Annotated in this window: 20 protein-coding genes and 2 pseudogenes; 13 read left to right on the top strand and 9 right to left on the bottom strand. The window is 65.5% G+C overall.

Translation table 11 applies throughout. The features are described 5' to 3' along the window. On the bottom strand, window positions 1-229 hold a 229-nt coding region (gene ligD / locus NG698_RS10495), incomplete at its 3' end, for a non-homologous end-joining DNA ligase LigD (RefSeq protein WP_445260435.1). A gap of 130 nt (window positions 230-359) precedes the next feature. Then, window positions 360-1,724 (bottom strand): 8-oxoguanine deaminase, encoded by a 1,365-nt coding sequence (locus tag NG698_RS10500; protein ID WP_252609625.1) that lies wholly within the window; start codon window positions 1,722-1,724, stop codon window positions 360-362. Window positions 1,725-2,114: 390 nt separating this feature from the next. On the opposite strand from NG698_RS10500, the gene NG698_RS10505 reads away from it, so the two are divergent. The 8 genes from NG698_RS10505 (at window position 2,115) to NG698_RS10540 (ending at window position 12,892) form a co-directional block, all read left to right on the top strand. Next, complete coding sequence (locus NG698_RS10505; RefSeq protein ID WP_252609626.1) at window positions 2,115-2,609, top strand: nucleoside deaminase; 495 nt, start codon at window positions 2,115-2,117, stop codon at window positions 2,607-2,609. 15 nt (window positions 2,610-2,624) lie between these two features. Continuing rightward, window positions 2,625-4,151 carry an NCS2 family permease gene (locus NG698_RS10510; protein ID WP_252609821.1) on the top strand — a complete coding sequence of 509 codons (1,527 nt, stop codon included), beginning with the start codon at window positions 2,625-2,627 and terminating at the stop codon, window positions 4,149-4,151. Window positions 4,152-4,468: 317 nt separating this feature from the next. Beyond that, window positions 4,469-5,740, top strand: a complete 1,272-nt coding sequence (locus tag NG698_RS10515) for an XdhC family protein (RefSeq protein WP_252609627.1) — start codon at window positions 4,469-4,471, stop codon at window positions 5,738-5,740. Then, window positions 5,731-6,666, top strand: a complete 936-nt coding sequence (locus NG698_RS10520; protein ID WP_252609628.1) for an FAD binding domain-containing protein — start codon at window positions 5,731-5,733, stop codon at window positions 6,664-6,666. Before NG698_RS10515 ends, NG698_RS10520 begins: the two co-directional genes overlap by 10 nt. A gap of 2 nt (window positions 6,667-6,668) precedes the next feature. Beyond that, window positions 6,669-9,479 carry a molybdopterin-dependent oxidoreductase gene (locus tag NG698_RS10525; protein ID WP_252609629.1) on the top strand — a complete coding sequence of 937 codons (2,811 nt, stop codon included), beginning with the start codon at window positions 6,669-6,671 and terminating at the stop codon, window positions 9,477-9,479. A gap of 261 nt (window positions 9,480-9,740) precedes the next feature. Next, complete coding sequence (locus NG698_RS10530) at window positions 9,741-11,309, top strand: NCS1 family nucleobase:cation symporter-1 (RefSeq protein ID WP_252602856.1); 1,569 nt, start codon at window positions 9,741-9,743, stop codon at window positions 11,307-11,309. Between the two features lie 32 nt (window positions 11,310-11,341). After that, complete coding sequence (locus NG698_RS10535) at window positions 11,342-12,085, top strand: aspartate/glutamate racemase family protein (protein WP_252609630.1); 744 nt, start codon at window positions 11,342-11,344, stop codon at window positions 12,083-12,085. A gap of 27 nt (window positions 12,086-12,112) precedes the next feature. Next, entirely contained in the window at window positions 12,113-12,892 is a 780-nt protein-coding gene (locus NG698_RS10540) for an SDR family oxidoreductase (RefSeq protein WP_252609631.1), read from the top strand. Window positions 12,893-13,571: 679 nt separating this feature from the next. On the opposite strand, the gene NG698_RS10545 is transcribed toward NG698_RS10540, so the two are convergent. After that, a complete protein-coding gene (locus NG698_RS10545) occupies window positions 13,572-14,192 on the bottom strand; it encodes an RES family NAD+ phosphorylase (RefSeq protein ID WP_252609633.1) in 621 nt (206 codons plus the stop codon). Beyond that, complete coding sequence (locus NG698_RS10550; protein ID WP_252609635.1) at window positions 14,189-14,782, bottom strand: hypothetical protein; 594 nt, start codon at window positions 14,780-14,782, stop codon at window positions 14,189-14,191. The genes NG698_RS10545 and NG698_RS10550 overlap by 4 nt, the downstream gene beginning before the upstream one ends. Window positions 14,783-15,192: 410 nt before the next feature. Here NG698_RS10550 and NG698_RS10555 point away from each other — a divergent pair, with 410 nt between their 5' ends. After that, window positions 15,193-15,648 (top strand): nucleoside deaminase, encoded by a 456-nt coding sequence (locus NG698_RS10555; protein WP_252609636.1) that lies wholly within the window; start codon window positions 15,193-15,195, stop codon window positions 15,646-15,648. A 505-nt stretch (window positions 15,649-16,153) separates the two neighbouring features. Here the strand turns inward: NG698_RS10555 and NG698_RS10560 are convergent. Next, window positions 16,154-16,729, bottom strand: coding sequence for a recombinase family protein (locus tag NG698_RS10560; RefSeq protein WP_252609823.1), 576 nt, complete (start codon window positions 16,727-16,729; stop codon window positions 16,154-16,156). 412 nt (window positions 16,730-17,141) lie between these two features. On the opposite strand from NG698_RS10560, the pseudogene NG698_RS21955 reads away from it, so the two are divergent. Next, window positions 17,142-17,603 (top strand): annotated as a pseudogene (locus NG698_RS21955) (flavin-containing monooxygenase); the annotation flags it as partial. Between the two features lie 14 nt (window positions 17,604-17,617). Here NG698_RS21955 and NG698_RS10570 read toward each other — a convergent pair. Beyond that, window positions 17,618-17,829, bottom strand: a pseudogene (locus NG698_RS10570) (recombinase family protein); the annotation flags it as partial. 119 nt (window positions 17,830-17,948) lie between these two features. Between NG698_RS10570 and NG698_RS10575 the strand changes: the two are divergent. Beyond that, window positions 17,949-18,641, top strand: coding sequence for a haloacid dehalogenase type II (locus tag NG698_RS10575; RefSeq protein WP_252602518.1), 693 nt, complete (start codon window positions 17,949-17,951; stop codon window positions 18,639-18,641). A gap of 69 nt (window positions 18,642-18,710) precedes the next feature. Here the strand turns inward: NG698_RS10575 and NG698_RS10580 are convergent, their stop codons facing one another. After that, window positions 18,711-19,457, bottom strand: coding sequence for a haloacid dehalogenase type II (locus NG698_RS10580; protein WP_252609637.1), 747 nt, complete (start codon window positions 19,455-19,457; stop codon window positions 18,711-18,713). A gap of 44 nt (window positions 19,458-19,501) precedes the next feature. Here NG698_RS10580 and NG698_RS10585 point away from each other — a divergent pair, with 44 nt between their 5' ends. Continuing rightward, window positions 19,502-20,122 carry a flavin reductase family protein gene (locus NG698_RS10585; RefSeq protein ID WP_252609638.1) on the top strand — a complete coding sequence of 207 codons (621 nt, stop codon included), beginning with the start codon at window positions 19,502-19,504 and terminating at the stop codon, window positions 20,120-20,122. Between the two features lie 65 nt (window positions 20,123-20,187). On the opposite strand, the gene NG698_RS10590 is transcribed toward NG698_RS10585, so the two are convergent. Further along, complete coding sequence (locus NG698_RS10590; protein WP_252609639.1) at window positions 20,188-21,576, bottom strand: SLC13 family permease; 1,389 nt, start codon at window positions 21,574-21,576, stop codon at window positions 20,188-20,190. Window positions 21,577-21,588: 12 nt separating this feature from the next. Then, window positions 21,589-22,407 carry a maleate cis-trans isomerase family protein gene (locus NG698_RS10595; protein ID WP_305884355.1) on the bottom strand — a complete coding sequence of 273 codons (819 nt, stop codon included), beginning with the start codon at window positions 22,405-22,407 and terminating at the stop codon, window positions 21,589-21,591. A 176-nt stretch (window positions 22,408-22,583) separates the two neighbouring features. Here NG698_RS10595 and NG698_RS10600 point away from each other — a divergent pair, with 176 nt between their 5' ends. After that, complete coding sequence (locus NG698_RS10600) at window positions 22,584-23,366, top strand: IclR family transcriptional regulator (RefSeq protein ID WP_252609640.1); 783 nt, start codon at window positions 22,584-22,586, stop codon at window positions 23,364-23,366. The last annotated feature ends 40 nt before the right edge of the window (window positions 23,367-23,406 follow it).

Here is a 23,406-nt window from a genome sequence, read left to right on the forward strand (position 1 = left end):
CGCGCTTTTGGAAAAACGGCTCAGCGTAGATGCCCTTCGGGAAGCGCTTGAGCACCATGGGCCGGCCACCCGCACCGCGCAGCGCACCATCCGCGACGGCGAGATAATAGCGCACCAGGTCGAGCTTCGTCAGCCCGGGCTCGGGGAAAACCACCTTGTCCGGACTCGAGATGCGCACCTCGGTGCCGCCAATGTTGAGGATCTCGGCCGGGGTCTTCGACGGGCTCATGCCGCCACGCTAGCAACGATCGGAGGTGGCAGCCAGAGCTCGTGCATAGGCCCGTTCTGACGGTTCCCTGAACGCCCGACGCCGCTGGACGTCGTGTGCGCAGGGAACCGTCGAAACGGCCAGCGAAGAGCTACCCCGCCACAAGCTTCCGCGCCGCGGCCGAGTGCTCCGCAATGAGCCCCGCGATGTCCAGCCCCGGGATCTGCCCGTCCACCACACGCCACTTCCCGCCCACCATGACGCGGTCCGCGCGGTCCGCGCCGCACAGCAACAGCGCCGCCACCGGGTCGTGGCTGCCGGAGAACCGCAGGTCGTCGAGGCGGAAGAGTGCTACGTCGGCCTGCATCCCCGGGGCCAGCTGGCCGATATCGGAGCGCCCCAGCACGGCGGCCGAGCCCCGTGTCGCCCAGCCAAGAGCGCGCTCCACCGGCACATCCGCTCCGTAGCGCAGCCGCTGCAGGTACAGCGCTTGCCGAGCTTCCAGGATCATGTTGGAAGCATCGTTCGACGCCGATCCGTCCACTCCCAGCCCCACCGGGACCCCGGCTGCCTCGAGTTCCAGCACGCGTGCGGTGCCTGACGCGAGCCGCATGTTCGACGTCGGGCAGTGTGCGACGGCGGTGCCGGCGGCTCCCAGCCGGGCGATCTCGTCGTCGTTGAAGTGGATACCGTGGCCCAGCCAGGTGCGGTTGCCCAGCCAGCCGACGCTCTCAAGATAGTCCACGGTGCGCAGGCCGAACATCGAGAGGCAGAAGTCTTCCTCGTCGATGGTCTCAGCGAGGTGCGTGTGCAGCCGGACGTCAAGCCGCTCGGCCATCAGGGCGCTCTCGGCCATAATTTCCTTGGTCACCGAGAACGGCGAGCACGGTGCCAGCGCAATCTGGATGACGGCGCCGTCGCCACGCTCGTGGTACTGGGAGATGAGGCGTTCGCTGTCCGCCAGAACGATCTCCGGCCGCTGCACCGTGGACTGCGGAGGCAGGCCGCCGTCGTCCGTTCCCAAGGTCATGGAGCCGCGCGTAAGGGTGGCCCGCATGCCGAGTTCGCGTACGACGCCGACCTCCACGTCGATCGCGTCCTCGAGTCCCGCGGGGAACGAGTAGTGGTGGTCGGCTGCCGTGGTGCAGCCGGAGAGCAGCAGCTCGGCCAGGGCCACTTTCACCGCGAGTTCCAGGCTGTCCGGAGTCAGGCGCGCCCAGACCGGGTAGAGGTTCTGCAGCCAGGGGAACAGCGGGGCGTTGGCCACCGGACCCCAGGCGCGCGTGAGGGTTTGGTAGAAGTGGTGGTGCGTGTTGATCAGGCCCGGCATCAGGACATGCGCGGAGGCGTCAAATGTCGAGTCGCAGGGTGCGGACGGCTGCCCGCCGGCCGGAACCAGCTCGGCGATGATGCCGCCGCTGACCACGATGCCGCCGCCGGCGTCGAGCCCGTTGGCGGTGAAAGCGGCGAGCGGGGTCCTGATCCAGAGCCTGGACGGGATATGCGGGTGGGCCATGGATGGCTCCTTGTCTGGTCGGCAACAAATGCGTTCCAGCTCAGTTAGGCCCTGTCTGCTGATCCAGGTGGCGCCAGCCTAGGGTGCTGCCGCGACGGAAGTCAATGCCACGTGGGGTCACATACGGCCCATTCCGCGCCTCTGGATAGGCCGTATGTGACCCCGCGTTGCTAGGTAATTTCACATCACGAAATTAAGTTTCCAGAAAACTATGGCGCTGCTCACACATCCGGTGCTAATCTCGATCTTGCCAAAGGCGGGCACCCGGACTCCGGGAAGCTATCTACCAGGCGAACCTTCAAAAGCACATGCTGAAGCCTGGTAGCCGTATCACTGGCGCGTCCCCGTCTCAGGGTTACTGGGCTTCCTTGCCACTAAGGAAGTCGCAAAATGAGCACAACCGTCACGGCCGAACATTTCCTGGCCGCATCCATAAATCTGGCAACAGCCAACGTCCTGGACAGCGGCGGCCCGTTCGGCGCTGTCGTTGTCACCGCGGATGGCCGCGCCTTCGAAGGCGTCAACCGGGTCACCGCCACAAACGACCCCACGGCCCACGCCGAGGTCACCGCCATCCGCAATGCCTGCCGCGAGCTCGGCACCTTCGATCTCAGCGGAGCCACCCTCTACACGAGCTGCGAGCCCTGCCCCATGTGCCTGGCCTCGGCCCTCTGGGCCCGGATCGGCAACGTGGTCTTCGCCGCCGACCGGCACGACGCAGCCTCCGTGGGCTTCGACGACGCGGTCTTCTACGAGTACTTCGAGAACGAGGACCGGGATGCACTGATGCCGGTCGCCAAGCTGGAACTGGGCGACCCCCAGGCTCCCGCCATCCTGGAACCGTTCAAGACCTGGAACACGCTCGATTCCAGGATTGACTACTAGGATCCGGTGGCTGACATGACAATCCTGGACCCCGCAGAAATGCGAACCGCAGCTGAAAAGCAGGCTGCGCCCGAAGGCGCAGAGCACACGGCGGCACCCCGGCCCCCGGCGTCGAAATCCTTCCTGGATAGTTTCTTCCAGATCACCAAGCGTGGCTCCACGCTGGCGCGCGAATTCCGCGGCGGCATTGTCACGTTCTTCACGATGGCCTACATCGTGATCCTCAACCCGCTGATCCTGGGCGGTTTCTCGGCCGAGAACGCCCCCACGGACGTCGCCGGCGGCTGGCTCTCGGCAGCGCAGGTGGGGGCCGTTACCGGGCTCACCGCCGGCGTTATGACCATCGTGTTCGGCCTCGTCGCCAACCTGCCGTTCGGGCTCGCAGCGGGCCTGGGCATCAACTCGTTCCTGGCAGTGGCCGTCATCCAGGACGTCACCTGGCCCGAAGCCATGGGCCTGGTGGTCATCAACGGTGTCCTGATCGTCCTCTTCGGCGCCACGGGTGCCCGGACGGCGATCTTCAAGGCAGTCCCCAAGGAACTCAAGGCTGCCATCACCGTCGGCATTGGCCTGTTTATCGCCTTCATCGGCTTTGTGGATTCCGGCTTCGTCCGCCCCACCAAAGGCGGCCCGCCGGTCCAGCTCGGCAACGACGGCTCCATCACCTCCATCCCCACCCTCGTCTTCATCGTCGGTCTGTTGGTCATGGGAATCCTCGTGGCCCGCAAGATCCAGGGCGGCCTCCTGATCGGAATCGTCGCCACCACAGCCCTCGCCGCCGTCGTCGAGGCCGCCATGCATATCGGTCCCGGCAGCGCCGACAACCCCGGCGGCTGGCACCTCAACGTGCCCGTGCTCGCCGGCCAGCTGGTCTCCGCCCCGGACTTCAGCCTGGTGGGCCAGTTCGATCTCTTCGGCTCGTTCTCAAGGATCGGCGGCCTCGCGGCAACCATGCTGGTGTTCACCCTGGTGTTCACCAACTTCTTCGACGCCATGGGCACCATGACCGGGCTCGCCAAGAGCGCCGGAGTGGCGCACAAGGACGGTACGTTCCCCAGGCTGAAGTCGGCCTTCATCGTCGAGGGCATGGGCGCAGTGGTGGGCGGCGGAACGTCCGGCTCGTCCAACACCGTCTACATCGATTCCGCGGCCGGCATCGGCGAAGGTGCCCGTACCGGCCTGGCCTCCGTGGTGACCGGAGTGCTGTTCCTGGGCTCGATGTTCTTTACGCCGCTGACCTCGGTGGTGCCGCTCGAAGTGGCGGCAGCCGCCCTGGTGGTGGTGGGCGCCATGATGATGGCACAGATCCGCGAGATCAAGTTCAGCAAGTTCTCGATCGCATTGCCGGCCTTCCTGACCATCATCACCATGCCGCTGACCTACTCGATCGCCAACGGCATCGGCGTCGGATTCATCTCTTTCGCGGTCATCAGTGCGGCGTCCGGCCGGGCCAGGAAGGTCCATCCGCTCATGTGGGTGGTCACCGCGGGCTTCATCATCTACTTCGCCCGCGGGCCGATCAACGCCCTGCTGGGCGCGTAGGCCCCCGGCGTAACTGCCCATTCGGGCGCCTTAAACGTGTTATGTCGCCTTAAACGGCGGTCCATCCGCACCCACCGCATCGAGTAGGCGTCCGCCGCCGTGGTCCACAGCATCAGAACCTACGACGGCGGGCGGCGGTGGAGTGCGGCTGTTCCGTCACGGACCGGGGCGGGATTAGAGGCCCCGCCCCGGTCCTCTCAAACCAACTGACCTGACTTTCCCTCTACACCAGCAAGGAATGAGATTATGAGGCAAGACCGAGCACTGCTCCGGACAGGCTTCCCGTCCGGGACCCCAGTGGTAAAGGACGTGTTGCCATGCTGGACCTAATACCTTCACTGGGAAGCTGGCGGCCTGCGGTCTCCGGCCAGCGCTGCGCCGTCGCCACCATCGTGGCCGCGGGGGGCTCCGTGCCCCGGCCGCTCGGCACCTCCATGCTTGTGTCGGAACACGGCGATGTGCTGGGTAGTCTCTCCGGCGGCTGCGTGGAAGGCGCCGTGGTGGACGCCGCCCTTGCGGTAATGCGCGACGGCGGCAGCCGCCTTGAGTCGTTCGGCTACAGTGCCGAGGACGCGTTCGCCGTCGGACTCTCCTGTGGAGGAGAGCTGGAGGTCCACATCCAGCCGCTCGGATCCTCGCTGGAGGCCATGGACTTCGCCATGCTGAACGGCCTGGCGGGCCGCCACTCCACCACTGCCGTGGCGCTGATCCGCCGGCTCGACGCGGGCGGGGGAGCCGTCGTCGTGCAGGATCCTGTGCGGTTCCGCGCCATGGAGTCCCCGGAACTTGCCCGGCTGGTGGGTGACCATCCCGCCACTGTTTACGCGGCAGCCGCCCAGCTCGAGCCGCTGCTCCAAGGCGGCCGCGCCGGTTTGGTCCGCGTGGCACCACCCGGCGGCTGCTCCGACAGCCGGGACCAGACCCACCCCGAACCCATCACCCTGTTCGTGGAAAGCCGGCTCCCCGCCGCGCGCATGCTGATCTTCGGCGCCAACGACTTCGGCGCCGCGCTGCTCCCGGCCGGGAAACTGCTGGGCTATGACGTCACCTTGTGTGATGCCCGGCCGGCTTTTTCGAACCAGGGCCGATTCCTCGCCGCCGACCAGGTGGTCACGGACTGGCCGAACCGCTATCTGGAGGCAGAAGCAGCCGCGGGCCGGGTGGACGGCCGCACCGTGGTGTGCGTGCTGACCCACGACCCCAAGTTCGACATCCCGCTGCTGGAAACCGCGCTCGGCCTGGGCCTCGCCTATGTGGGCGCCATGGGTTCGCGGCGCAGCCACCGCCAACGCATCGACGCGTTGCTCGCGGACGGCACGCCGGCGGAAGCGCTGGAGCGGCTCCATTCGCCCATCGGCCTGGATCTGGGCGCGGTCACCCCGGCAGAAGTGGCTGTTTCCATCACGGCCGAGATCCTCGCGTCCCGTGGCCGGGCCGGACGGGGCAGCACCACGCCGGCGCCGCCCAAGGCATCCTCGCTCAAGGACGGCAGCGGCCCCATCCACCCCACATCAGAACCCCGCACGCACGAACCCCGCACGCACGAACCCCGCACGCACGAACCCCGCCAGGAGAACCCATGGACATGAACACCATCGAGGCCGTCGTGCCCACGACGGACCCCGCCGAATGGCGCGACGGCGATGCCTGGCTGGCCGGCGGCACGGTCCTGTTCTCCTACGGGAGTACCGTCCTGAAGCGGCTGCTGGACCTTGGCGAAGCGGGTTGGCCGGCCGTGACCGTGAGCAACGCCGGGATTGAACTGGCCGCCACATGCACCGTCGCGGAGCTCTACGCCCTGCCGGGTTCGGACGAAGTTGCCGGCAGGGAGTGGCCGGGCCTGGACTTGTTCCGTCCATGCTGCGACTCCTTCGTGGCATCCTTCAAGGTCTGGAACATGTCCACCGTGGGCGGCAACCTGTGCACCTCGCTCCCGGCCGGGCCCATGATCTCGCTCTGCGCAGGGCTGGACGCCACCGCCACCATCCTCGGCCCCGGCGGCAGCAGCCGCACGGTCCCGGTGGCCACGTTCATCACCGGGGACGGGCAAAACAGCCTGGCACCCGGCGAGCTCCTGCGCAGCATCCACCTGCCGGCGTCGGCCTTGTCCGCGAAAGTGGCCTTCCGGCGGCTCTCGCTCAGCAACCTCGGCCGTTCCGGAGTCCTGCTTATCGGACGGCGGGATGCCGACGGCGGCCTGGTCCTCACCGTCACCGCCGCCACCAAACGCCCCGTGCAGCTGCGGTTCACCGCTGCCAAGATGGCTGGCCCCGCGGCACTGGCGGCCGCCGTCGGGAAGGCCATTCCCGCGGAGCTGTACCACGACGACATCCACGGGCTGCCCGAATGGCGCCGGGACATGACCCTCCGGCTTGCCGAGGAGATCCGTGCGGAACTGCTGGAGGAACGGCTCACCGTGTCGGGCGATTTCTGGACCGGCCAGCCGCACGCCACGTCGCCGCAGCCGAGCGCGCAACCCGACACAGCACAGAACCAGCAGCAGAAGGAGGCCTGAGCATGGCAATCGAAATCAACGGCACCGCCACCCCGGCCACACCCCGCCCGGGCCAGTGCCTGCGCACGTTCCTGCGCGAACAAGGCAATTTCGGCGTCAAAAAAGGCTGCGACGGCGGCGACTGCGGTGCCTGCACCGTCCACGTGGACGGCACCCCCGTACACAGCTGCATCTACCCGGCCGTCCGCGCCGACGGCAAGGCCGTCATCACCGTCGAAGGCCTCGCCCAGGGCGGTGCGCTGCACCCCGTGCAGGAGCAGTTCCTGGCCGAACAGGGCTTCCAGTGCGGCTTCTGCACCGCCGGCATGATGATGACCGCAGCCACCTTCGACGACGAACAGAAAGCCAACCTGCCCCGCAGCCTCAAGGGTAACCTCTGCCGCTGCACCGGCTACCGTTCCATCGCGGACGCAGTATGCGGGACCCTTACGCACGACGGCGGCGCGGCAGCTGGCGCCGCCCGTCCGGCTTCCGCCGCCGGCACCACGGCAGCCCAGGCCGGGCAGCTCGGCGACAACGTGCCCGCCCCGGCGGGCCTCGCCGTCGTCACCGGAACCGCCCGCTACACCCTGGATGTCCCAGCTGACGAGCTAGACGGCCTGCTGCACCTGAAGCTGCTGCGCTCACCCCACGCGCACGCACGGATTGTTTCCATCGACAGGACGGCCGCGCTTCAGGTGCCGGGCGTCGTCGCGGTGTTTACACACGAGGACGCCCCGGCGCAGCACTTCTCCACCGCCCAGCACGAGCTCTACACGGACGATCCCGACGACACCCGCGTCCTCGATGACGTGGTGCGGTTCATCGGCCAGCGCGTGGCCGCCGTCGTGGCCGAATCCGTGAGTGCCGCCGAGGCCGGGGCCCGCGCCCTGCAGGTGGAATACGAGCTGCTGGACACCGTCTTCAGCCCGCAGGACGCCATGCTCCCCGGCGCCCCGGCACTGCACGGGGACAAGGACGCCGTTAAGGCCCGGATCTCGCGGCCGCGGCAGAACGTCGTGGCCGAGCTGCACTCGGAGCTGGGCAGTGTGTCGGACGGTTTCGCCGCTGCCGACTTCATCCATGAGCACACGTACAGGACGCAGCGCGTGCAGCACGTCGCCCTGGAAACGCACTCCTCCATCGCCTGGCTCGACGAGGAAGACCGCCTCGTGGTCCGCACCTCCAGCCAGGTCCCGTTCCTGGTCCGGCGCACGTTGGGCCGGGTGTTCGACCTTCCTGAGGACCGCATCCGCGTGGTGGCCGGACGCGTGGGCGGCGGCTTCGGCGGCAAGCAGGAAGTGCTCACCGAGGACCTCGTTGCCCTCGCCACGTTCACGCTGCGCCGGCCCGTGCAGGTGGAGTTCACCCGCACGGAGCAGTTCACCGCCACCACCACGCGGCACCCCTTCACCATCAAACTCAAGGCCGGCGCCAGCAAGGACGGTCTCCTCACCGCGCTGCAGCTGGGCGTGGTCACCAACACCGGCGCCTACGGCAACCACGCCCCCGGCGTGATGTTCCACGGCTGCGGGGAGTCGCTGGCCGTGTACAAGTGCGCCAACAAGAAAGTGGACGCGCATGCCGTCTACACCAACACCGTGCCGGCCGGAGCCTTCCGCGGCTACGGGCTGAGCCAGATGATCTTCGCGATCGAGTCGGCCATCGATGAGCTGGCTGTTGGCATCGGCGTGGACCCCCTGGAATTCCGGCGCCGGAACATGGTGCGCGAAGGCGATGACATGCTCTCCACCAACCCCGAGCCCGAGGAGGACGTCCGCTACGGCAGCTACGGCCTGGACCAGTGCATCTCCTTGGTGCGTGATGCCCTGGACCGTGGCAAGCAGCGCTACCGCGACGCCGGGCTCGACGACCTCGGTCCGGACTGGGTCACCGGGGAAGGTTCCGCGCTGTCCATGATCGACACCGTCCCGCCCCGCGGCCACTTCGCCCACACCCGCGTGAGCCTGCTCGCCGACGGCACGTTCGCGGCCGACGTCGGGACCGCCGAATTCGGCAACGGCACCACCACGGTGCACGCACAGCTGGCCGCGACGGCGCTCGCCACCACGGCGGGGAAGGTTGCCGTGCGGCAGTCCGATACCGACCTGGTGGAGCACGATACCGGCGCGTTCGGTTCAGCCGGCACCGTGGTGGCCGGGAAGGCCACGCTCCTGGCGGCCACCGGGCTGGCCTCCCGGATCGTCACCGTCGCCGCGGCGCTGACCGGTGTGCCGGAGACCGAGTGCGTGCTCGACGACGGCGGCGTGGACTGTGCCGGACGGCGGGTTCTGCTCGCGGACATCCACAACGCCGCGCGGGACCAGGGCGTGCAGCTCGCCGTCGAGGGCAACTGGGACGGGACGCCGCGATCGGTGGCGTTCAACGTGCACGGGTTCCGGGTGGCGGTCAACACCGGCACGGGGGAGCTGCGGATCCTGCAGAGTGTGCAGGCAGCCGACGCCGGCGTGGTGGTGAATCCGCGGCAGTGCCGCGGCCAGATCGAGGGCGGCATCGCGCAGGCGCTGGGCGCTGCACTGTATGAGGAGGTCCGGGTGGACGACGCCGGCCGGGTCGCCACGGACATCCTGCGGCAGTACCACATCCCGTCCTTCGCGGACGTGCCGCGCAGCGAGGTCTACTTCGCTTCCACCAACGACCAGATGGGCCCGCTCGGCGCGAAGTCCATGAGCGAGAGCCCCTTCAATCCGGTGGCCCCGGCCTTGGCCAACGCCATCCGGAACGCCACGGGGGTCCGGTTCGCGGAGTTGCCGATCGGCCGGGACAAGATCTACCTAGGTTTGAAGGAGGCAGGGCTGGTCCCCTCCCGCTAAGACCAACGCGGGGTCAGATACGGCCCGTGGGGCGGGGTTTAATGGGCCGCATCTGACCCCGCGTTGCTGCGGTAGTAACCGTTTGTGACTGGCCGTCTTCCGGCGACCCCTTGACTGATGCGTGACCCAGGTCATACCGTTATTTCACTACTCGATACCCATTTTCCGCATTGTGGAAAAAGCAACGACGCTCCTGCCGTTAGTTTCCGGCATAAATCCCACAGCGGAACATGGAAGACATCTTCAAGAAGTGAGATAACGATGCAAACAACACCGTTGACCGGCCTAGACCCGGCACCCGAGACACCATCGGACATGGGCAAAGCGGCCCACCCCTCCATGGGTGTCGACGCACTTTGTGATTCGGCCACCGCCGTCTCAGGCCTGGCCATCAGCCCCACCCTGTACAACGTAGACCTTGCCCCCACCAAGCGTGAAGGCCGCCGGTGGACCGGCTATAGCATCTTCACGCTCTGGGCCAACGACGTCCACAGCCTCGGTAACTATGCGTTCGCCATCGGCCTTTTCGCCCTCGGGCTTGGAGGCTGGCAGATCCTCCTTGCCTTGGGCATCGGAGCTGTGCTGCTCTTTGCCCTGCTCAACTTCTCCGGCTTCATGGGGGTCAAGACCGGTGTACCGTTCCCGGTCATGAGCCGGATCAGCTTCGGTATCCGCGGTGCCCAGATCGCCAGCCTGCTCCGCGGCGCCGTCGCCATCGCCTGGTTTGGGATCCAGACGTACCTGGCCTCGGTGGTCCTCCGCGTAATGCTCGTGGCCATGGTCCCCTCCCTCAAGGAGCTGGATGGCAACTCCATCATGGGCCTGTCCACACTCGGCTGGATTGCCTTCGTTGCACTGTGGATCGTCCAGCTGGTCATCGTCAGTTTCGGCATGGAAATGATCCGCAAGTACGAGGCCTTCGCCGGGCCCATCATCCTGGTGACCATGGCTGCCATCGCCATCTGGATCTTCGCGGAAGCCGGCGGCTCCATCGCCTGGGCATCGGACAATGCGCTCGAAGGCGCCGACATGTGGCGCACCATCTTTGCCGGCGGCGCACTGTGGGTCTCCATCTACGGAACCTTCGTCCTGAACTTCTGCGACTTCACCCGCTCAGCGGTCTCCAAGAAGGCCGTGGTCCGCGGAAACTTCTGGGGCATCCCCATCAACATGCTCGTCTTCGGCGCCATCGTGGTCGTCATGGCAGGCGGCCAGTTCAAAATCAGCGGCAAAATCATCGAGAGCCCCTCGGACATTGTCCAGACCATCCCGAACACGCTCTTCCTTGTCCTGGCCTGCCTGGCCCTGCTGATCCTGACCATCGCCGTGAACCTGATGGCCAACTTCGTGGCCCCCGTCTATGCACTGACGAACTTGTTCCCCAAGCACCTGAACTTCCGCAAGGCGGCGTGGGTCAGCGGTACGATCGGCCTCATCATCCTTCCCTGGAACCTCTACAACAACCCCCTGGTCATTGTGTACTTCCTCGGCGGACTGGGCGCGCTGCTGGGGCCGCTGTTCGGCGTGGTCATGGCAGACTACTGGCTGCTTCGCCGCGGCAAGGTCAACGTTCCGGAGCTCTACATCGAGTCGCCCACGGGAGCCTACTTCTACAAAAAGGGCTTCAACCCCAAAGCGATCATGGCACTGATACCGTCTGCCACCGTCGCCCTCGTGATCGCTTTTGTTCCGGCCTTCGAGGGAGCCGCCCCGTTCTCCTGGTTCTTCGCAGCCGGCATCGCGGCAGTGGTGTACTACCTGATTGCGGACCGCAAGCAGCAGTTCGACGACGTCGACGGCGAGCCCATCGCCATCGTCAGCACCCACTAACTAACCAACCTGTCCCGAAAGGGGAAAGCGCCATGCGCATCCTTGTGGCCAACGTCAACACCACGCAGTCCATGACCGACTCCATCGCCGCCTCGGCCCGCAGCGTGGCGGCACCCGGAACGGAAATCATTGGAATCACGCCCCGCTTCGGCGCAGACTCCTGCGAGGGAAACTTTGAGAGTTACCTCGCGGCAATCGCCGTGATGGACGCCGTGGTCAACTATCCGGAACCGTTCGACGCCGTCATCCAGGCCGGCTACGGCGAGCACGGCCGCGAAGGGCTCCAGGAGCTCCTGGACGTTCCGGTGGTGGATATCACCGAGGCGGCCGCGAGCACCGCGATGTTCCTGGGCCACAAGTACTCCGTGATCACAACCCTGGATCGTGCCGTGCCGCTGATCGAGGACCGGCTGAAGCTGGCCGGCCTCGACGCCCGGTGCGCCTCGGTCCGGGCCAGCGGAATGGCCGTCCTGGAACTGGAGGAGTATCCGGAGCGCGCCGTCGAAGCCATCATCAAACAGGCGCTGCTGGCTGTCCGAGAGGACAAGGCGGAAGTCATTGTCCTTGGGTGCGGCGGCATGGCCGGTCTGGACGAGGAGATCCGGAAGCGTGCCGGCGTCCCCGTGGTGGACGGTGTGGCCTCGGCGGTGACCATCGCCGAAGGGCTGGTCCGCATGCGGCTGAGCACCTCAAAGGTCCGGACCTACGCCACCCCGCGGCCCAAGACGGTCATAGGCTGGCCAATAACGGCAGCGGAAGTGCCCGCTGCCCCTTAGCCTGGCCATCAACACAAGGAGCGACCCATGACTGCAACCCACCGGCCCGTACAACCACACCGGCCGGCACCGGTCGCCGTCGTGACCGGTGCAGGTTCCGGAATTGGCAGGGCGGTGGCGCGGCTCATGCTGGCCGACGGGTACCGCGTGGTGTTGGCCGGCCGCCGTGAGGCTCCGTTGCTGGAGTCCGCGGCCGGTCACCGCCAGGCACTGACGGTGCCTTGCGACGTGAGCGTGCCCGACGACGTCGAGCGCCTTTTCGCTGCGGCCCTCGGCAAGTGGGGGAGGGTTGACGTCCTGTTCAACAACGCCGGCGTGTTCGGCCCGGCCGCGTCGGTGGATGAAATCAGCGTGGCCGACTGGGACGCGGTGGTGGCGGTGAACCTGACCGGCTCCATGCTGTGCGCCGGCGCCGCCGTGCGGGCCATGAAATCCCAGGATCCGCAGGGTGGCCGCATCATCAATAACGGGTCAGTCTCAGCGCATTCGCCGCGGCCGCGGACGGTGGCCTACACGGTCACCAAGCACGCCATGACGGGTCTGACCAAGAGCATCGAGCTGGACGGCAGGGGCTTCGGCATCACATGCGGCCAGATCGACATCGGCAACACAGCCACGGACATCATGGCCACCATCGGCGTGGACGCCGGTGCCCTGCAGGCTGACGGCAGCCGCAGGGTGGAGCCCACGTTCCCGGTGCAGGACGCCGCGCGTGCCGTGCTCCTGATGGCAGGCATGCCGCCGTCGGCCAGTGTGGGCTCGGTGGTGATCACTGCTGCGGGAATGCCGTTCATCGGCAGGGGCTAGCCAGGGGACCGACACCTTTTGCGCTGCGGACGCGGACGCCGCACCTATGAGGCGCTGACGACAGCGAAGGGCAACAAGGAAGTGGGGCCTACCTTAATCTTCTGACCAAAATCACAACGAGACGATCGGCATTCCTATCTGCGGCACCAAGAACGACCGCAGCGTCCGCTACGCCGCCCACATCTAAGACAGACTCCCCCAGACGAAACAACAAGCGCTCTCCTATGAGGGACACATCGTCGCAGCGCCGGAATGGGCCGAGCCCGGCACGCAGAGACTCGCGCAGAGAACACCTGGCGCAGCTCCTTCTTCCAATCGAGGTCATCTCGTTCCTGGACCTGTTGTTCGATGGCTTTGTCCAGCAGCGAAAAATCCAGTGGTGACGATGAAAGGCCCAGAGCGCGATGGAGGGGCGTGAGTGACATAGGTGCATTCTCGCACCCGCTCAGGACATGAGTCTCCGCCCGCACGTCGCCTGGGGGCGTTCCGTCATCCAAGCCCTTGTTGACCTCACTGCAAGGACGTCAGGGATTCATGCTTAGTCCGCTGGGACCGCTCTCGGTGCGTTCGGCAGCAACACCGGCCCCACCACGGGTTTTCCGTGCCTTCGCTCGAATCGGGCGGGAAGCCCTTCGGCCGAATGTCCAGCGTCCACTTGGCCTGCCAGGGGTGCCTTGGCTCATGGGGTCAGGATGTCAAGATGCAGCTGTGCGAGATAATCGGCCAGCCAGTCGAAGTCCGGGCCGGCGGCAAAGATCCGTCCGTGCCCGGACAACGCCACCAGGTCCCCGGGGTTGACCCTGTCGCCGAAAAAGACGTAGGCCTGGTCGGTGTTGCGGCGGTTGCTCATCCAGACCAGGCCGTCGAATCCTGCCTTGTGCGCGGCCTCCGCCCAACGCACGGTGCGACCGTACTGCGAGGCCATCGTGCCGGTCACGTGTTTGGCTTCGGTTTGGAGCTTGCGCGGCCCGTCTCCCATAAGGGATACGAGCCGCAGGTCCCGTGTGGGGGCCAGAGGCGCGCAGATTTTGTCGGCAATGCTGTCGTACATGACCCGGCCGGGGCCCGGCGGGACGTCGTGCAGGAGGGACTCGCAGACTGCGGCCTCCTCAGTCTGTGCCAGGTAAAGGACAGGGATCGCGGGATCTCCGAAGAAAGCGAACCGGGTGGCGGAGCCGAAACCGGGGTTGAACTCCGTCACGCCACCTTTACGGCCATTGCTGAACACACGGTACAGCGGTGTGCCGGACTTCAGCACGTACTCTTCCGGCTCAAACGGCTTGCCCGGGACGAACCTCACCACTGGACGTTGAAGGACTGCCGGGCCGCTTCCACCACCTTGTCGGGCTGGGAAAGCTGATCGACCGGCCGGTCCCCGTCCAGGTAGCCGGTGCGCGAGGTCATCCACAAGGCCAGGCTTGCTTCGGAGCGCCCGGCGTCACCGGCGACACGGATCAGGTCGGCCATAACGGGCCGGATGGTGTGCTCGCTGCGGTCGATCTGGAAGCCTGGATAGCGGAGCCCGCCGGGGCGCTTCACCGCGATCAGCCTGCCCTTGGCATGCTGCTCAGAGGCATAGCTGCGGTTTGGCGACTTGGAGCCAACCAGCTCGGAGACTTGGAGGCTGGAGAGCAGGCCAAATTCGGCTTCCAGTTCCCGCCAGGCGCTCTCCGTCGCCGCCACACTGCGGGCCAGCTGAGGTGACACCGGCGTCTCAATATCGGCAAGGGCCGGACCCAGCGCCGCTATGCTCTGCTCCATGTTTTCGGCAATGGTGGTCAGTGAGCGGACGAAAGAAGGAGATGCCGCCAATGGCGCTATACGGTTTTGAAGGTCTGTGATGAGATCGCGCAGGTCCTCGGTCTCGGCGGCCGTTGACGGCGCGGCCATTGCTGTGATTGATCGATTCAGTACGAACAGTTCGTTCATGGCATTGAGCCCGGCTCTGGCCTCCTCTGTCAGACGGCGCAGTCGTTCCGGCGTTGTCGACTCAACGTGCACGTCAAAGTCGGGGCGATCTTGTGCTTCGACTGCGGTTTTCCGGGCCCGCGCCGGCCTCTTGGTTTGGGGCATCTCGGTCTCCTGACGGTAGCTACATTCAGCTTACTCGTCTGACGCGTCATGGAACAGAGCTTCCGGAGCAGGGCCCATTTCACCGGTTGCCCGCCGTTTGCCGGTGCGTGGGTTCACGGCCGTGGCGACGTCGGTGGAGGAACGACAAAAGGTCAGGGAATCTGGTCGATGTTAAGCCGTCAGCGGCCGCCGACAATTCTTCGACGCGCGCGATTTAGACTGCACCCATGTCCGAAACTGAACGAACCATCACAGACCCGGTCTTCGAGGCTGCCTACGAGGCCGCACAAAAGAGCCTCCGAGAGGGCGGCATCCCGATCGGTGCTGCCTTGGCCCGCGGCGGGGTCGTCATTGCCAGCGGCCACAACGAGCGTGTCCAGCATGGCGATCCAATCGCCCACGGCGAGATGTCTGCGCTGCGGGCTGCCGGACGCCAGAAGAGCTACCGGGACATAACCCTCTACACCACCCTGGCGCCGTGTGCGATGTGTACCGGGACCATCATCCAATTCAAGATTCCGCGCGTGGTGGTGGGCGAGTCCGAGACGTTCCCCGGCGAATTCGAACTTCTCCGCTCACGGGGCGTCGAAGTGGTGGTGTTGAATGATGCCCGATGCGTCGAGATGATGCGCACCTTCCAGGACGAACACCCTGAATTATGGGCGGAGGACATCGCCGAGTAGTCCACTCACAAAGGAGCACCGGTAAAAATAGATCAGACCCGGCCAAAGCTATCGCGTGCCGGGAAATCATACGCCTGTGGCCTGGCGGTCCTGCAAAGCAGGCGTTCTTCCCCTTTTGCCATCTGCCGATGGCGACAACCCTGCTCCCTGCCTTGACTGCGCCGGCGTCACTCAGAGCTACCACTACGGGCTCTGCGGCAGGACGACGGCTCGACTCAAGTCAAGGAAAGGGCCCCTCCCCTGACCCCACGAAGGAGCCGATAGCGGACCCTTCGTCACCCTGCCCAGACCCCTGAAGAGGGATCTCAGTCGGGTTGCCAAGGACAAGCCCTTTCTTCCTGACCGCGCTGCCGTGCCTAGGGTGACTTTGAGCGGTCCACGGCTGAGGTGAATTCGGGCTATCCACGGCTGGAAATTGGAGCCGTCAGGGTAGCTCCTCAACAGCAGTAGCGGTGGATAACCTATGAAAGTGTCCTCGGTTATGGGCGGCGGCACCGCACTCGTGTCACTGCTCGGCTTGGCGCAGGTATTGGTACACCGTTTCCCGGCTGATCCCATAGTCGCGGGCAAGAGTGGATTTTGGAATTCCGCCGGCTGCACGTTGTACCAGCTCGGCAGCCCGCTCTGGAGTGAGGGTCTTCTTGCGTCCGTGGTAGGCGCCTCGTTGCTTCGCCAGAGTAATGCCCTCACGCTGACGTTCCTTAATAGGGGCCCGTTCGAACTCTGCGAAGGCACCCATGACCGAGAGCATGAGATTGGCTATGGGGGAGTCCTCGCCGGTGAAGACCAGGTGTTCCTTGACGAACTCCACGCGTACGCCTCTGCGGGTCAGAGCCTGGACCAGTGCACGCAGGTCATCCAGGTTGCGGGCAAGCCGGTCCATGCTGTGGACCACGACGGTGTCTCCGTCACGGGCGAAGCGCAGTAGTTCAGCCAATTGGGGCCTGAGTGTGTCCCGGCCGGAGGCCTTGTCACTGAACATCCGATCCAGTGCTTGGCCGTCGAGCCGACGCGCTTCACTCTGGTCCAGCGTGCTGACCCTCGTATACCCGATTCGTGGATAAAACCTATGACTCTCGATAGGGTATGTCTAGAAACGGAACTTCAGATCCTATTCTGACAGCCCTCCCGAGTGGTGCCTGACGTCAGGTTGGGGTGCGCCCTAACTCGACGAAACTCCTAGCCAGGCTCCAGGTTCTCAGGACTTTCGGGGTCCGGGCCCGGCTACACAAGAGGCCGTGTTCGCTAAAACGTTGAGCGGGCTGGTCCTACAGCGTTGTCGCGCAGGCACGAATAGTTCGAAATCGACTATGCACCTGTACCAGTAGAAGGATAATGCGGTCAACGGGCTAGTAGTGTTCTCCTGCCCGCCCAGGCAGGCCTGAGCTGCGTAGGTGGAAACTATCCTTACCGGTGAGCGAGAAATGGACTGTGGTCGGGGACATGACCTTCGCATAGTTGTTGCTATACGGCTCTTGTAGAAGGGAATCAGGATGCAGGAATCAAAGAGGATTCAGGGTAAGCAGTATTTTGACGCGATTGTGGTGGGTGCAGGATTCGCCGGCGTCTATTCCGTACATAAGCTACGCGAGCTAGGCCTTTCCGTCCGAGCTTTGGAAGCCGGCGATGGAATTGGAGGCACTTGGTACCACAACCGTTATCCAGGTGCACGCTGCGACATGGAGTCACTGGACTATTCATACGCATTTTCTGACGAGCTGCAGCAGGAGTGGCACTGGACGGAACGCTATGCGTCGCAGCCGGAGATCCTCGAGTACATCAACCATGTTGCTGACCGCTTTGATCTGCGAAAGGACATCCAGCTTAACACTCGTGTAAGTGGTGCCACGTTTAGCGAGGCAGAGGATCGATGGACCTTCACGACGGAGGCGGGGGAAGTATTTTCCGCTAAATATGCCGTCATGGCAGCGGGTGTTCTGTCCGTAGCACTGGGCTGCCGTCGGGGAGCCTCGCCGGTGAAGAGCAAGTTTTCCTTGACGAACTCCACGCGCACGCCTTTGCAGTCATTGCTTGGACCACTGAACGCAGGCCATCGAGGTTGCTGGCGAGCCGGTCCATGCTGTGGACCACGACAGTGCCTCAGTCACGGGCGAAGCGCATCAGTTCGGCCAGCTGGGGACGGGGTGTACGACCGGAGGCCTTGTTTCTGAAAATCCGATCCCGACCTGCGCGCCGAGCCCGTCTGGGACCGGCGCGCAGACTGGATGAAGCATCGATGGCCCGGGCGCGGCAATTGGTCGGATTGAAGAGCTACGTGACCGTGAAGACGAAGGGAACCCATGAACAGCGCACCGTCAGTCATTGTTTTCGATGTCAACGAAACACTTTCGGACATGTCGCCTATGGGGGTGCGGTTCGCCGAAGTCGGCGCTCCGGCCCAATTGGCGAAACTTTGGTTTGCCACGCTGCTGCGGGACGGCTTCGCGCTCACCGCTGCCGGCGGCAACGGCGCCTTCGCCGAGATCGGCGCAGAGGCCCTGCGCGGGCTGCTACCCACTTCGGACATAGGGATGGACCTGGACCAGGCGGTGGCGCATGTCATGGCGGGAATGACAGGACTCAGCCTGCATCCCGACGTCCCGCATGGCGTCCGGGCCTTGCGGGCAGCCGGATACCGGCTGGTCACGCTGACCAACGGCTCCGCCCAGGTCGCAGAAAAACTGTTCACGCCCGCCGGAATCCTGGACCAGTTCGAGCTACTTCTTTCCGTGGAGGATGCCCCAGCGTGGAAGCCGGCAGCGACCGCTTACCACTACGCCTCCGGGGCCTGCGGCGTGGAACCTGGCGAAATGATGCTCGTTGCCGTGCACCCCTGGGACGTCCACGGGGCAGCCCGGGCCGGGCTGGGAACAGCGTGGATCAACCGGAACGGGGCCAACTACCCGGACTATTTCGCCGCCCCCGACTACACCGTCGCGACCTTGACCGAACTCCCGGAAGCGCTGGGGCAGTGCGGGCGTAGCGTTCCTTAAGCGGTGGAGGTTAACCCACCGACGGCAGGGCTCCACTCCACCCGCGGCCGGACGGGCGGAGGAGTCAGCTCAGGCACCGAGCTGGTGAGCCAGCCCGGTGATGCTCGACGCCAGGAGGTCCCAATCACTCTCCGGCGTCAGGTCCGCAACCTGGCTCGGGCCGTATTCGGTGGGGCGGGCGATGAACGCCGTTGCCAGCCCGGCCTCCCGGGCAGCACGCAGGTCGTTGTTGTGTGCGGCCGCGAGCATCACCTCGCCGGGCCCAAGGTCCAGGAACTCCGCAGTTCGAAGGTAGGCCGCCGGCAGCGGCTTGTACGTGCGCGTCATGTCCGAGCCGATGATCACGTCCCACGGAAGCCCTGCGTTTCTGGCCATGTCCACAAGCAGCAAGGTGTTGCCATTGGACAAGGGGCCCACGATGTAGCCCCGGCGGACGGCGGCCAGGCCCTCCACGCTGTCGGGCCATGGGGGCAGGCGGTGCCAGGATTTGTTCAACTCCTCCAAGGCCCGTGCGTCCAGCAGGTCCGGATCGAAGCCGTGGCGGCGGAGCACCTCGTCCAGGTTTTCACGGTGGAGTGAGTCCAGCGTGGCGAATTCACGGGATCCGGAGCGGATGGCCTCCATGGCTGGCTGGTAGAGGGCGCGCCAGTCATCAGCGAACGCCTCGGCGTCGAGCTCCTGCCCGCGTGCCGCGGCGAAGGCGGCGGCCTGCCCGGCGACGCCGGTGCGCCAGTCCACCACCGTGCCGAAGGTGTCGAAGAGGACGGCGCGTACCCCGCACCCCGTTGATGGTGAATGGTATGGCTGGAACGTCATGTCCTGTGTCCTTTCCTTTGCTTACCTGCCCGTAGTCTGGCAGCATGCGAACTGATTTCAGCCCCACTGACACGTCCGCCCGCGATTTCTACCGGCTGCTCACCGCGGTGGTGGTGCCCCGGCCCATCGCATGGGTGTCGAGCGTATCGCCGGAGGGCGTTGACAATCTTGCCCCGCACTCGTTCTTCACCGTTGCGTCCACAAATCCGCCCATCGTGCAGTTCACCTCCGTGGGGGAGAAGGATTCGCTCCGCAACATCACCGAGTCCGGAGAGTTCGTGGTGAATTTTGCCCCGGCCGCGCTGCTGGAGGAGGTCAACGCCACCGGCACAAATTTCCCGCCGGATGTCAGCGAGTTCGACGCCGCCGGCCTCACCCGGGAGCCGAGCCTCACCGTGGGCGCGCCGCGGGTCAAGGAATCACCGGCGGTGCTCGAATGCCGCCTCCATACGCTCCTGCCGATGGGAGACTCCATCCTGGTCTTCGGCGAAGTGACGCACGCTGCCGTGAGCGACGCGGTGCTGGAAGACGGCCACCCGCGGATCGACCTGTTGGAGCCGCTGTCCCGGCTGGGCCTGGACGAGTGGGGCACCCTGGGCACGATCCATGACCTCAACCGGATCCGGCTCAAGGACTGGCCCGGGCACTTCCGCCCGAAGGCGTAAAAAGTTAGGGAAGCGGGAAAGGGGTGCCCGGTGAGGGCCACCCCTTCCCTTCAAATCCGCCGTGTTTAGCCGAGGCCAAGCTGGACGAACACGAACCACACCAGGAGCGGCACTATGCCAATCATCGCAATGGCCCAGAGCAGCAACGCCCGGAAGAACATCCGCTCGTCCTTGGGCTGCGCGCTCGCCATAAGCAGGGCGCCACTGGTGGACATCGGGCTCACGTCAACCACCGAGGAGCTGATGGCGATGGCCGTCACCACTCCGAGGGGGGTGAGGAGCGGGTCCATGGCGATCGGTGCGACCACCGGGCTGATGACGCCGAGGGTGCCCGTGGTGGAGGCGAAGGCCGAGACGATGGCAACCACATAGCTGGTGATGAGGGCGGCAAGGGAGCTGTTGCCCAGGCCGGCGATGCCTTCCTGGAGTTCCTTCAGCGCACCCATCTTTTCCAGCATGCCCACGTAGGTGACGATGCCAGTCACCAGGATGATCGCGGACCACGGCATGCTTTCCACTGCCGGTTTCTGCACGCTCGAGTCCAGGACGATCAGCATGGTGGCAATGACCAGCGAAGCGACTCCGACGTCCAGGCCCAGGACGGTGGTGAGCACCAGCAGGGAGGCGATGCCCACCAGGGTGAGGATCCGCATGGGGGTTGCAGCCACCTTCTCGGGACCGGTCCTGATGGTGCTTTCGGCAGCCACGGAAGTATGTGCCGGGGCGGTGAGGACAGCCGTTCCGGTCCCGGATGGATCGGTCGCGCTGCTTCCAGCGGGAGCGGCAGCGCCGCCGTCGTGCTCTACATGCCCAGCGTCACCGGTCTGGCCTGACTCCGTCTTGGCCATGCGGCGCTTCATGATGGCCTGGACCAGGACGTAAGCGATCGCGGCCAGGATGGCATTGAAGACGAAGCAGTAAGCGTAAAGCTTGAAGGAACCGTCCGAGGCGCCGGCGCCGTCCAGCATCTTGTTGGCCAGCACGCCGAAGGGGTTGACCGGGGAGAAGGCACCGGCGTTGGCGCCCTGGACAATGACCAGGCCCATGGCCAGGGTGCTGATGCCGAACCGCATGCCCAGCGCCAGGCCCACCGGGGCCACGATGGCGATGGCCGCGGGGGTGAACGCGCCGGCCGAAGCCAAGGCGGCCGTCAGCAGGAACATCAGGATGGGGACCAGGATCTTCCGGTCGCCGGCAAGCCGTTCAGCCCAGTACGCCAGCAGGTCGATGGTTCCGTTGATCCGGACAATGGCGAAGAGCAGGGTGGCACCCACCAGGATGAAGAACAGCCCGGCGGGGAACTGGCCGATGACGTCCTTGATGGACATGCCGGCCAGGAGGGTTCCGACGCCGAACGCGGCCACGGTGGCCAGCAGGCCGGCGTTGATTTTGGTGAAGGAGCCGACGGCGAAGGCCGCCACCAGGACCAGGAACGCGATAAGTGACAGGGACATGGTGCCGGCCGCCTAGGAGTTCGCGGGGGTGAGGACACCGGCGCCGGACAGCAGGCTGCCGGCACCGGTGATGGCGGGCTGGTGGCCGAGGGCCTTGAGGATCTCGTACGCCGTGGCCGTGGCCGCCGTGATGACAGGCAGCCCGAGTTCGTCCTCCACCGCCTGGACCGCGGCCAGCGACGGCATTTGGACGCAGGCGGAAAGCACGACGGCGTCTGCGCCTTCGCGCTGCAGGCTGCGGGCAAGCGCGGGCAGGTTCTGCGGGTCAAGGCAGCCGACGTCGAGGTTGTCCGCCACCTCGAGGCTGATGGCGTCCAGGACGGTGATGCCCGAGCCTTCGATGTAGTCCACAACCATCTGGGTGAGCGGCTTCATGTAGGGGGTGATCATGGCCACCTTGCGTGCGCCGATTTCCTGCAGGGTCCGGACCAGGGCGCCCGCGCTGCTGGTGACCGGGGCAGGGTGGCCGTTGCCGGCGGCGGCGTCCGCGATAACTTTCTCCGAGCCCACATGGGCCTCGGGGCCTTGCGCCATGACGGCGACCAGGCACGCGTAGGCGATGACGTCCACGTCGGCGTCGGAGACTGCCTCCGCGCAGTCAGCTGCCTTGCCCACCATGGCCAGCAGCTCTTCGCGGGTGACCTTCTTCATGCCCGCCCGGGCGGAGTGGAACGTGTATTTGTGGCCGGTCGCCTCGGCCTGGCGGCGGAACAGCTCCGGCAGTTCAGTCTCCATGGTGGTGTTGGAGCTGGGGACGATCAGTCCCACCCGGGAGGAGCCCGGGCGCTTGGGCTCGGGCGCGGTTTCGCAAGTGACTTCGGGGGTGCTCATGGTTTCTCCACGTCTTTGTGCTGGGGGCTTGAGGGATATGACCCACACTGTGGGTTCTCGTCCCATGATGTGGGTCACCCGGCTAGGATGTCAAATAGATCACGTTCCGAAGGTCCGCTTCCGGCTCACTAAGCTGGAGGCTCTCACGGAACAGTAGCTGAAGGGATGTACAAAAAGTGGCGACGGAACCGGGCGCTGGGGCCTCACCCCTGCTGGTCCTGCATAAGGTGGCGGAGATCCTGGACTGTTTTTCGGTCGACGCTCCGGAGCCGACGCTTCAGCAGATCATCCGGAAGACGGGCCTGCCTTCCAGCACCTGCCAGCGGCTGGTGCAGAACATGCTGCGGGAAGGCTTCCTGGACCGCGAGGGCGACCGGTACCGGATCGGCATCGGGCTGGTGCGCTGGGCTACTCCCGGGACGTTCGGGCTGGACGTGGTCCGCTTGGTGAAACCGGTCTTGCAGCAATTGCGCGACGACACAGGTGAGACCGCATGCCTATACGTCCGGGATGGGGCCTTCCGGACCATCGTTGCCGTTGCCGAGACGCGCCACGTCGTGATGCGGCCGTTCATGGTGGGCATGGTGATGCCGCTGCATGCTGGAGCCCCGGGCAAAATTTTTCTTGCATTCGACCCCGAGGCGTGGGATGCCCTGGACGAGCACGGACTCGACAGTTTTACCCCCGGCACGCCGGCGTCCTTGGAAAAGCTTCAGAAACAGGCGGCTATGGCCCGGGAACAGGGGTTTTATGCGGCTTTTGGGGAACGGAACGAGGACGTCGGTTCCATCAGTGCACCCGTATTCGACCACGCCGGGCGGCTCACTTGCGCTATCGGCCTGGGGTTTCCTAACCAGCGGATTGGGCCCGCCGACGTCGAACGGCTGGGGCCCGTGGTTGCCCGCGCTGGCCTGGAAGCCAGCCGTGCTCTGGGGTATGACTGCAGTGCGTCAACTTAGATGGACACGGACACGCAACGGGAGTTCTCGCATCCACTGC

Source organism: Pseudarthrobacter raffinosi (genome assembly GCF_023913735.1).
Lineage (GTDB): Bacteria > Actinomycetota > Actinomycetes > Actinomycetales > Micrococcaceae > Arthrobacter > Arthrobacter raffinosi.

What these genes read in the sequence shown, in the direction of transcription:
- NG698_RS10585 (WP_252609638.1), top strand. Translation starts at nt 19,502, where the DNA reads ATGCGAACTGATTTCAGCCCCACTGACACGTCCGCCCGCGATTTCTAC.
- NG698_RS10575 (WP_252602518.1), top strand. Translation starts at nt 17,949, where the DNA reads ATGAACAGCGCACCGTCAGTCATTGTTTTCGATGTCAACGAAACACTT.
- NG698_RS10505 (WP_252609626.1), top strand. Translation starts at nt 2,115, where the DNA reads ATGAGCACAACCGTCACGGCCGAACATTTCCTGGCCGCATCCATAAAT.
- NG698_RS10540 (WP_252609631.1), top strand. Translation starts at nt 12,113, where the DNA reads ATGACTGCAACCCACCGGCCCGTACAACCACACCGGCCGGCACCGGTC.
- NG698_RS10530 (WP_252602856.1), top strand. Translation starts at nt 9,741, where the DNA reads ATGCAAACAACACCGTTGACCGGCCTAGACCCGGCACCCGAGACACCA.
- NG698_RS10520 (WP_252609628.1), top strand. Translation starts at nt 5,731, where the DNA reads ATGGACATGAACACCATCGAGGCCGTCGTGCCCACGACGGACCCCGCC.
- NG698_RS10555 (WP_252609636.1), top strand. Translation starts at nt 15,193, where the DNA reads ATGTCCGAAACTGAACGAACCATCACAGACCCGGTCTTCGAGGCTGCC.
- NG698_RS10595 (WP_305884355.1), bottom strand. Translation starts at nt 22,407, where the DNA reads ATGAGCACCCCCGAAGTCACTTGCGAAACCGCGCCCGAGCCCAAGCGC.
- NG698_RS10590 (WP_252609639.1), bottom strand. Translation starts at nt 21,576, where the DNA reads ATGTCCCTGTCACTTATCGCGTTCCTGGTCCTGGTGGCGGCCTTCGCC.
- NG698_RS10550 (WP_252609635.1), bottom strand. Translation starts at nt 14,782, where the DNA reads ATGGCCGCGCCGTCAACGGCCGCCGAGACCGAGGACCTGCGCGATCTC.
- NG698_RS10525 (WP_252609629.1), top strand. Translation starts at nt 6,669, where the DNA reads ATGGCAATCGAAATCAACGGCACCGCCACCCCGGCCACACCCCGCCCG.
- NG698_RS10515 (WP_252609627.1), top strand. Translation starts at nt 4,469, where the DNA reads ATGCTGGACCTAATACCTTCACTGGGAAGCTGGCGGCCTGCGGTCTCC.
- NG698_RS10535 (WP_252609630.1), top strand. Translation starts at nt 11,342, where the DNA reads ATGCGCATCCTTGTGGCCAACGTCAACACCACGCAGTCCATGACCGAC.
- NG698_RS10510 (WP_252609821.1), top strand. Translation starts at nt 2,625, where the DNA reads ATGACAATCCTGGACCCCGCAGAAATGCGAACCGCAGCTGAAAAGCAG.
- NG698_RS10580 (WP_252609637.1), bottom strand. Translation starts at nt 19,457, where the DNA reads ATGACGTTCCAGCCATACCATTCACCATCAACGGGGTGCGGGGTACGC.
- NG698_RS10500 (WP_252609625.1), bottom strand. Translation starts at nt 1,724, where the DNA reads ATGGCCCACCCGCATATCCCGTCCAGGCTCTGGATCAGGACCCCGCTC.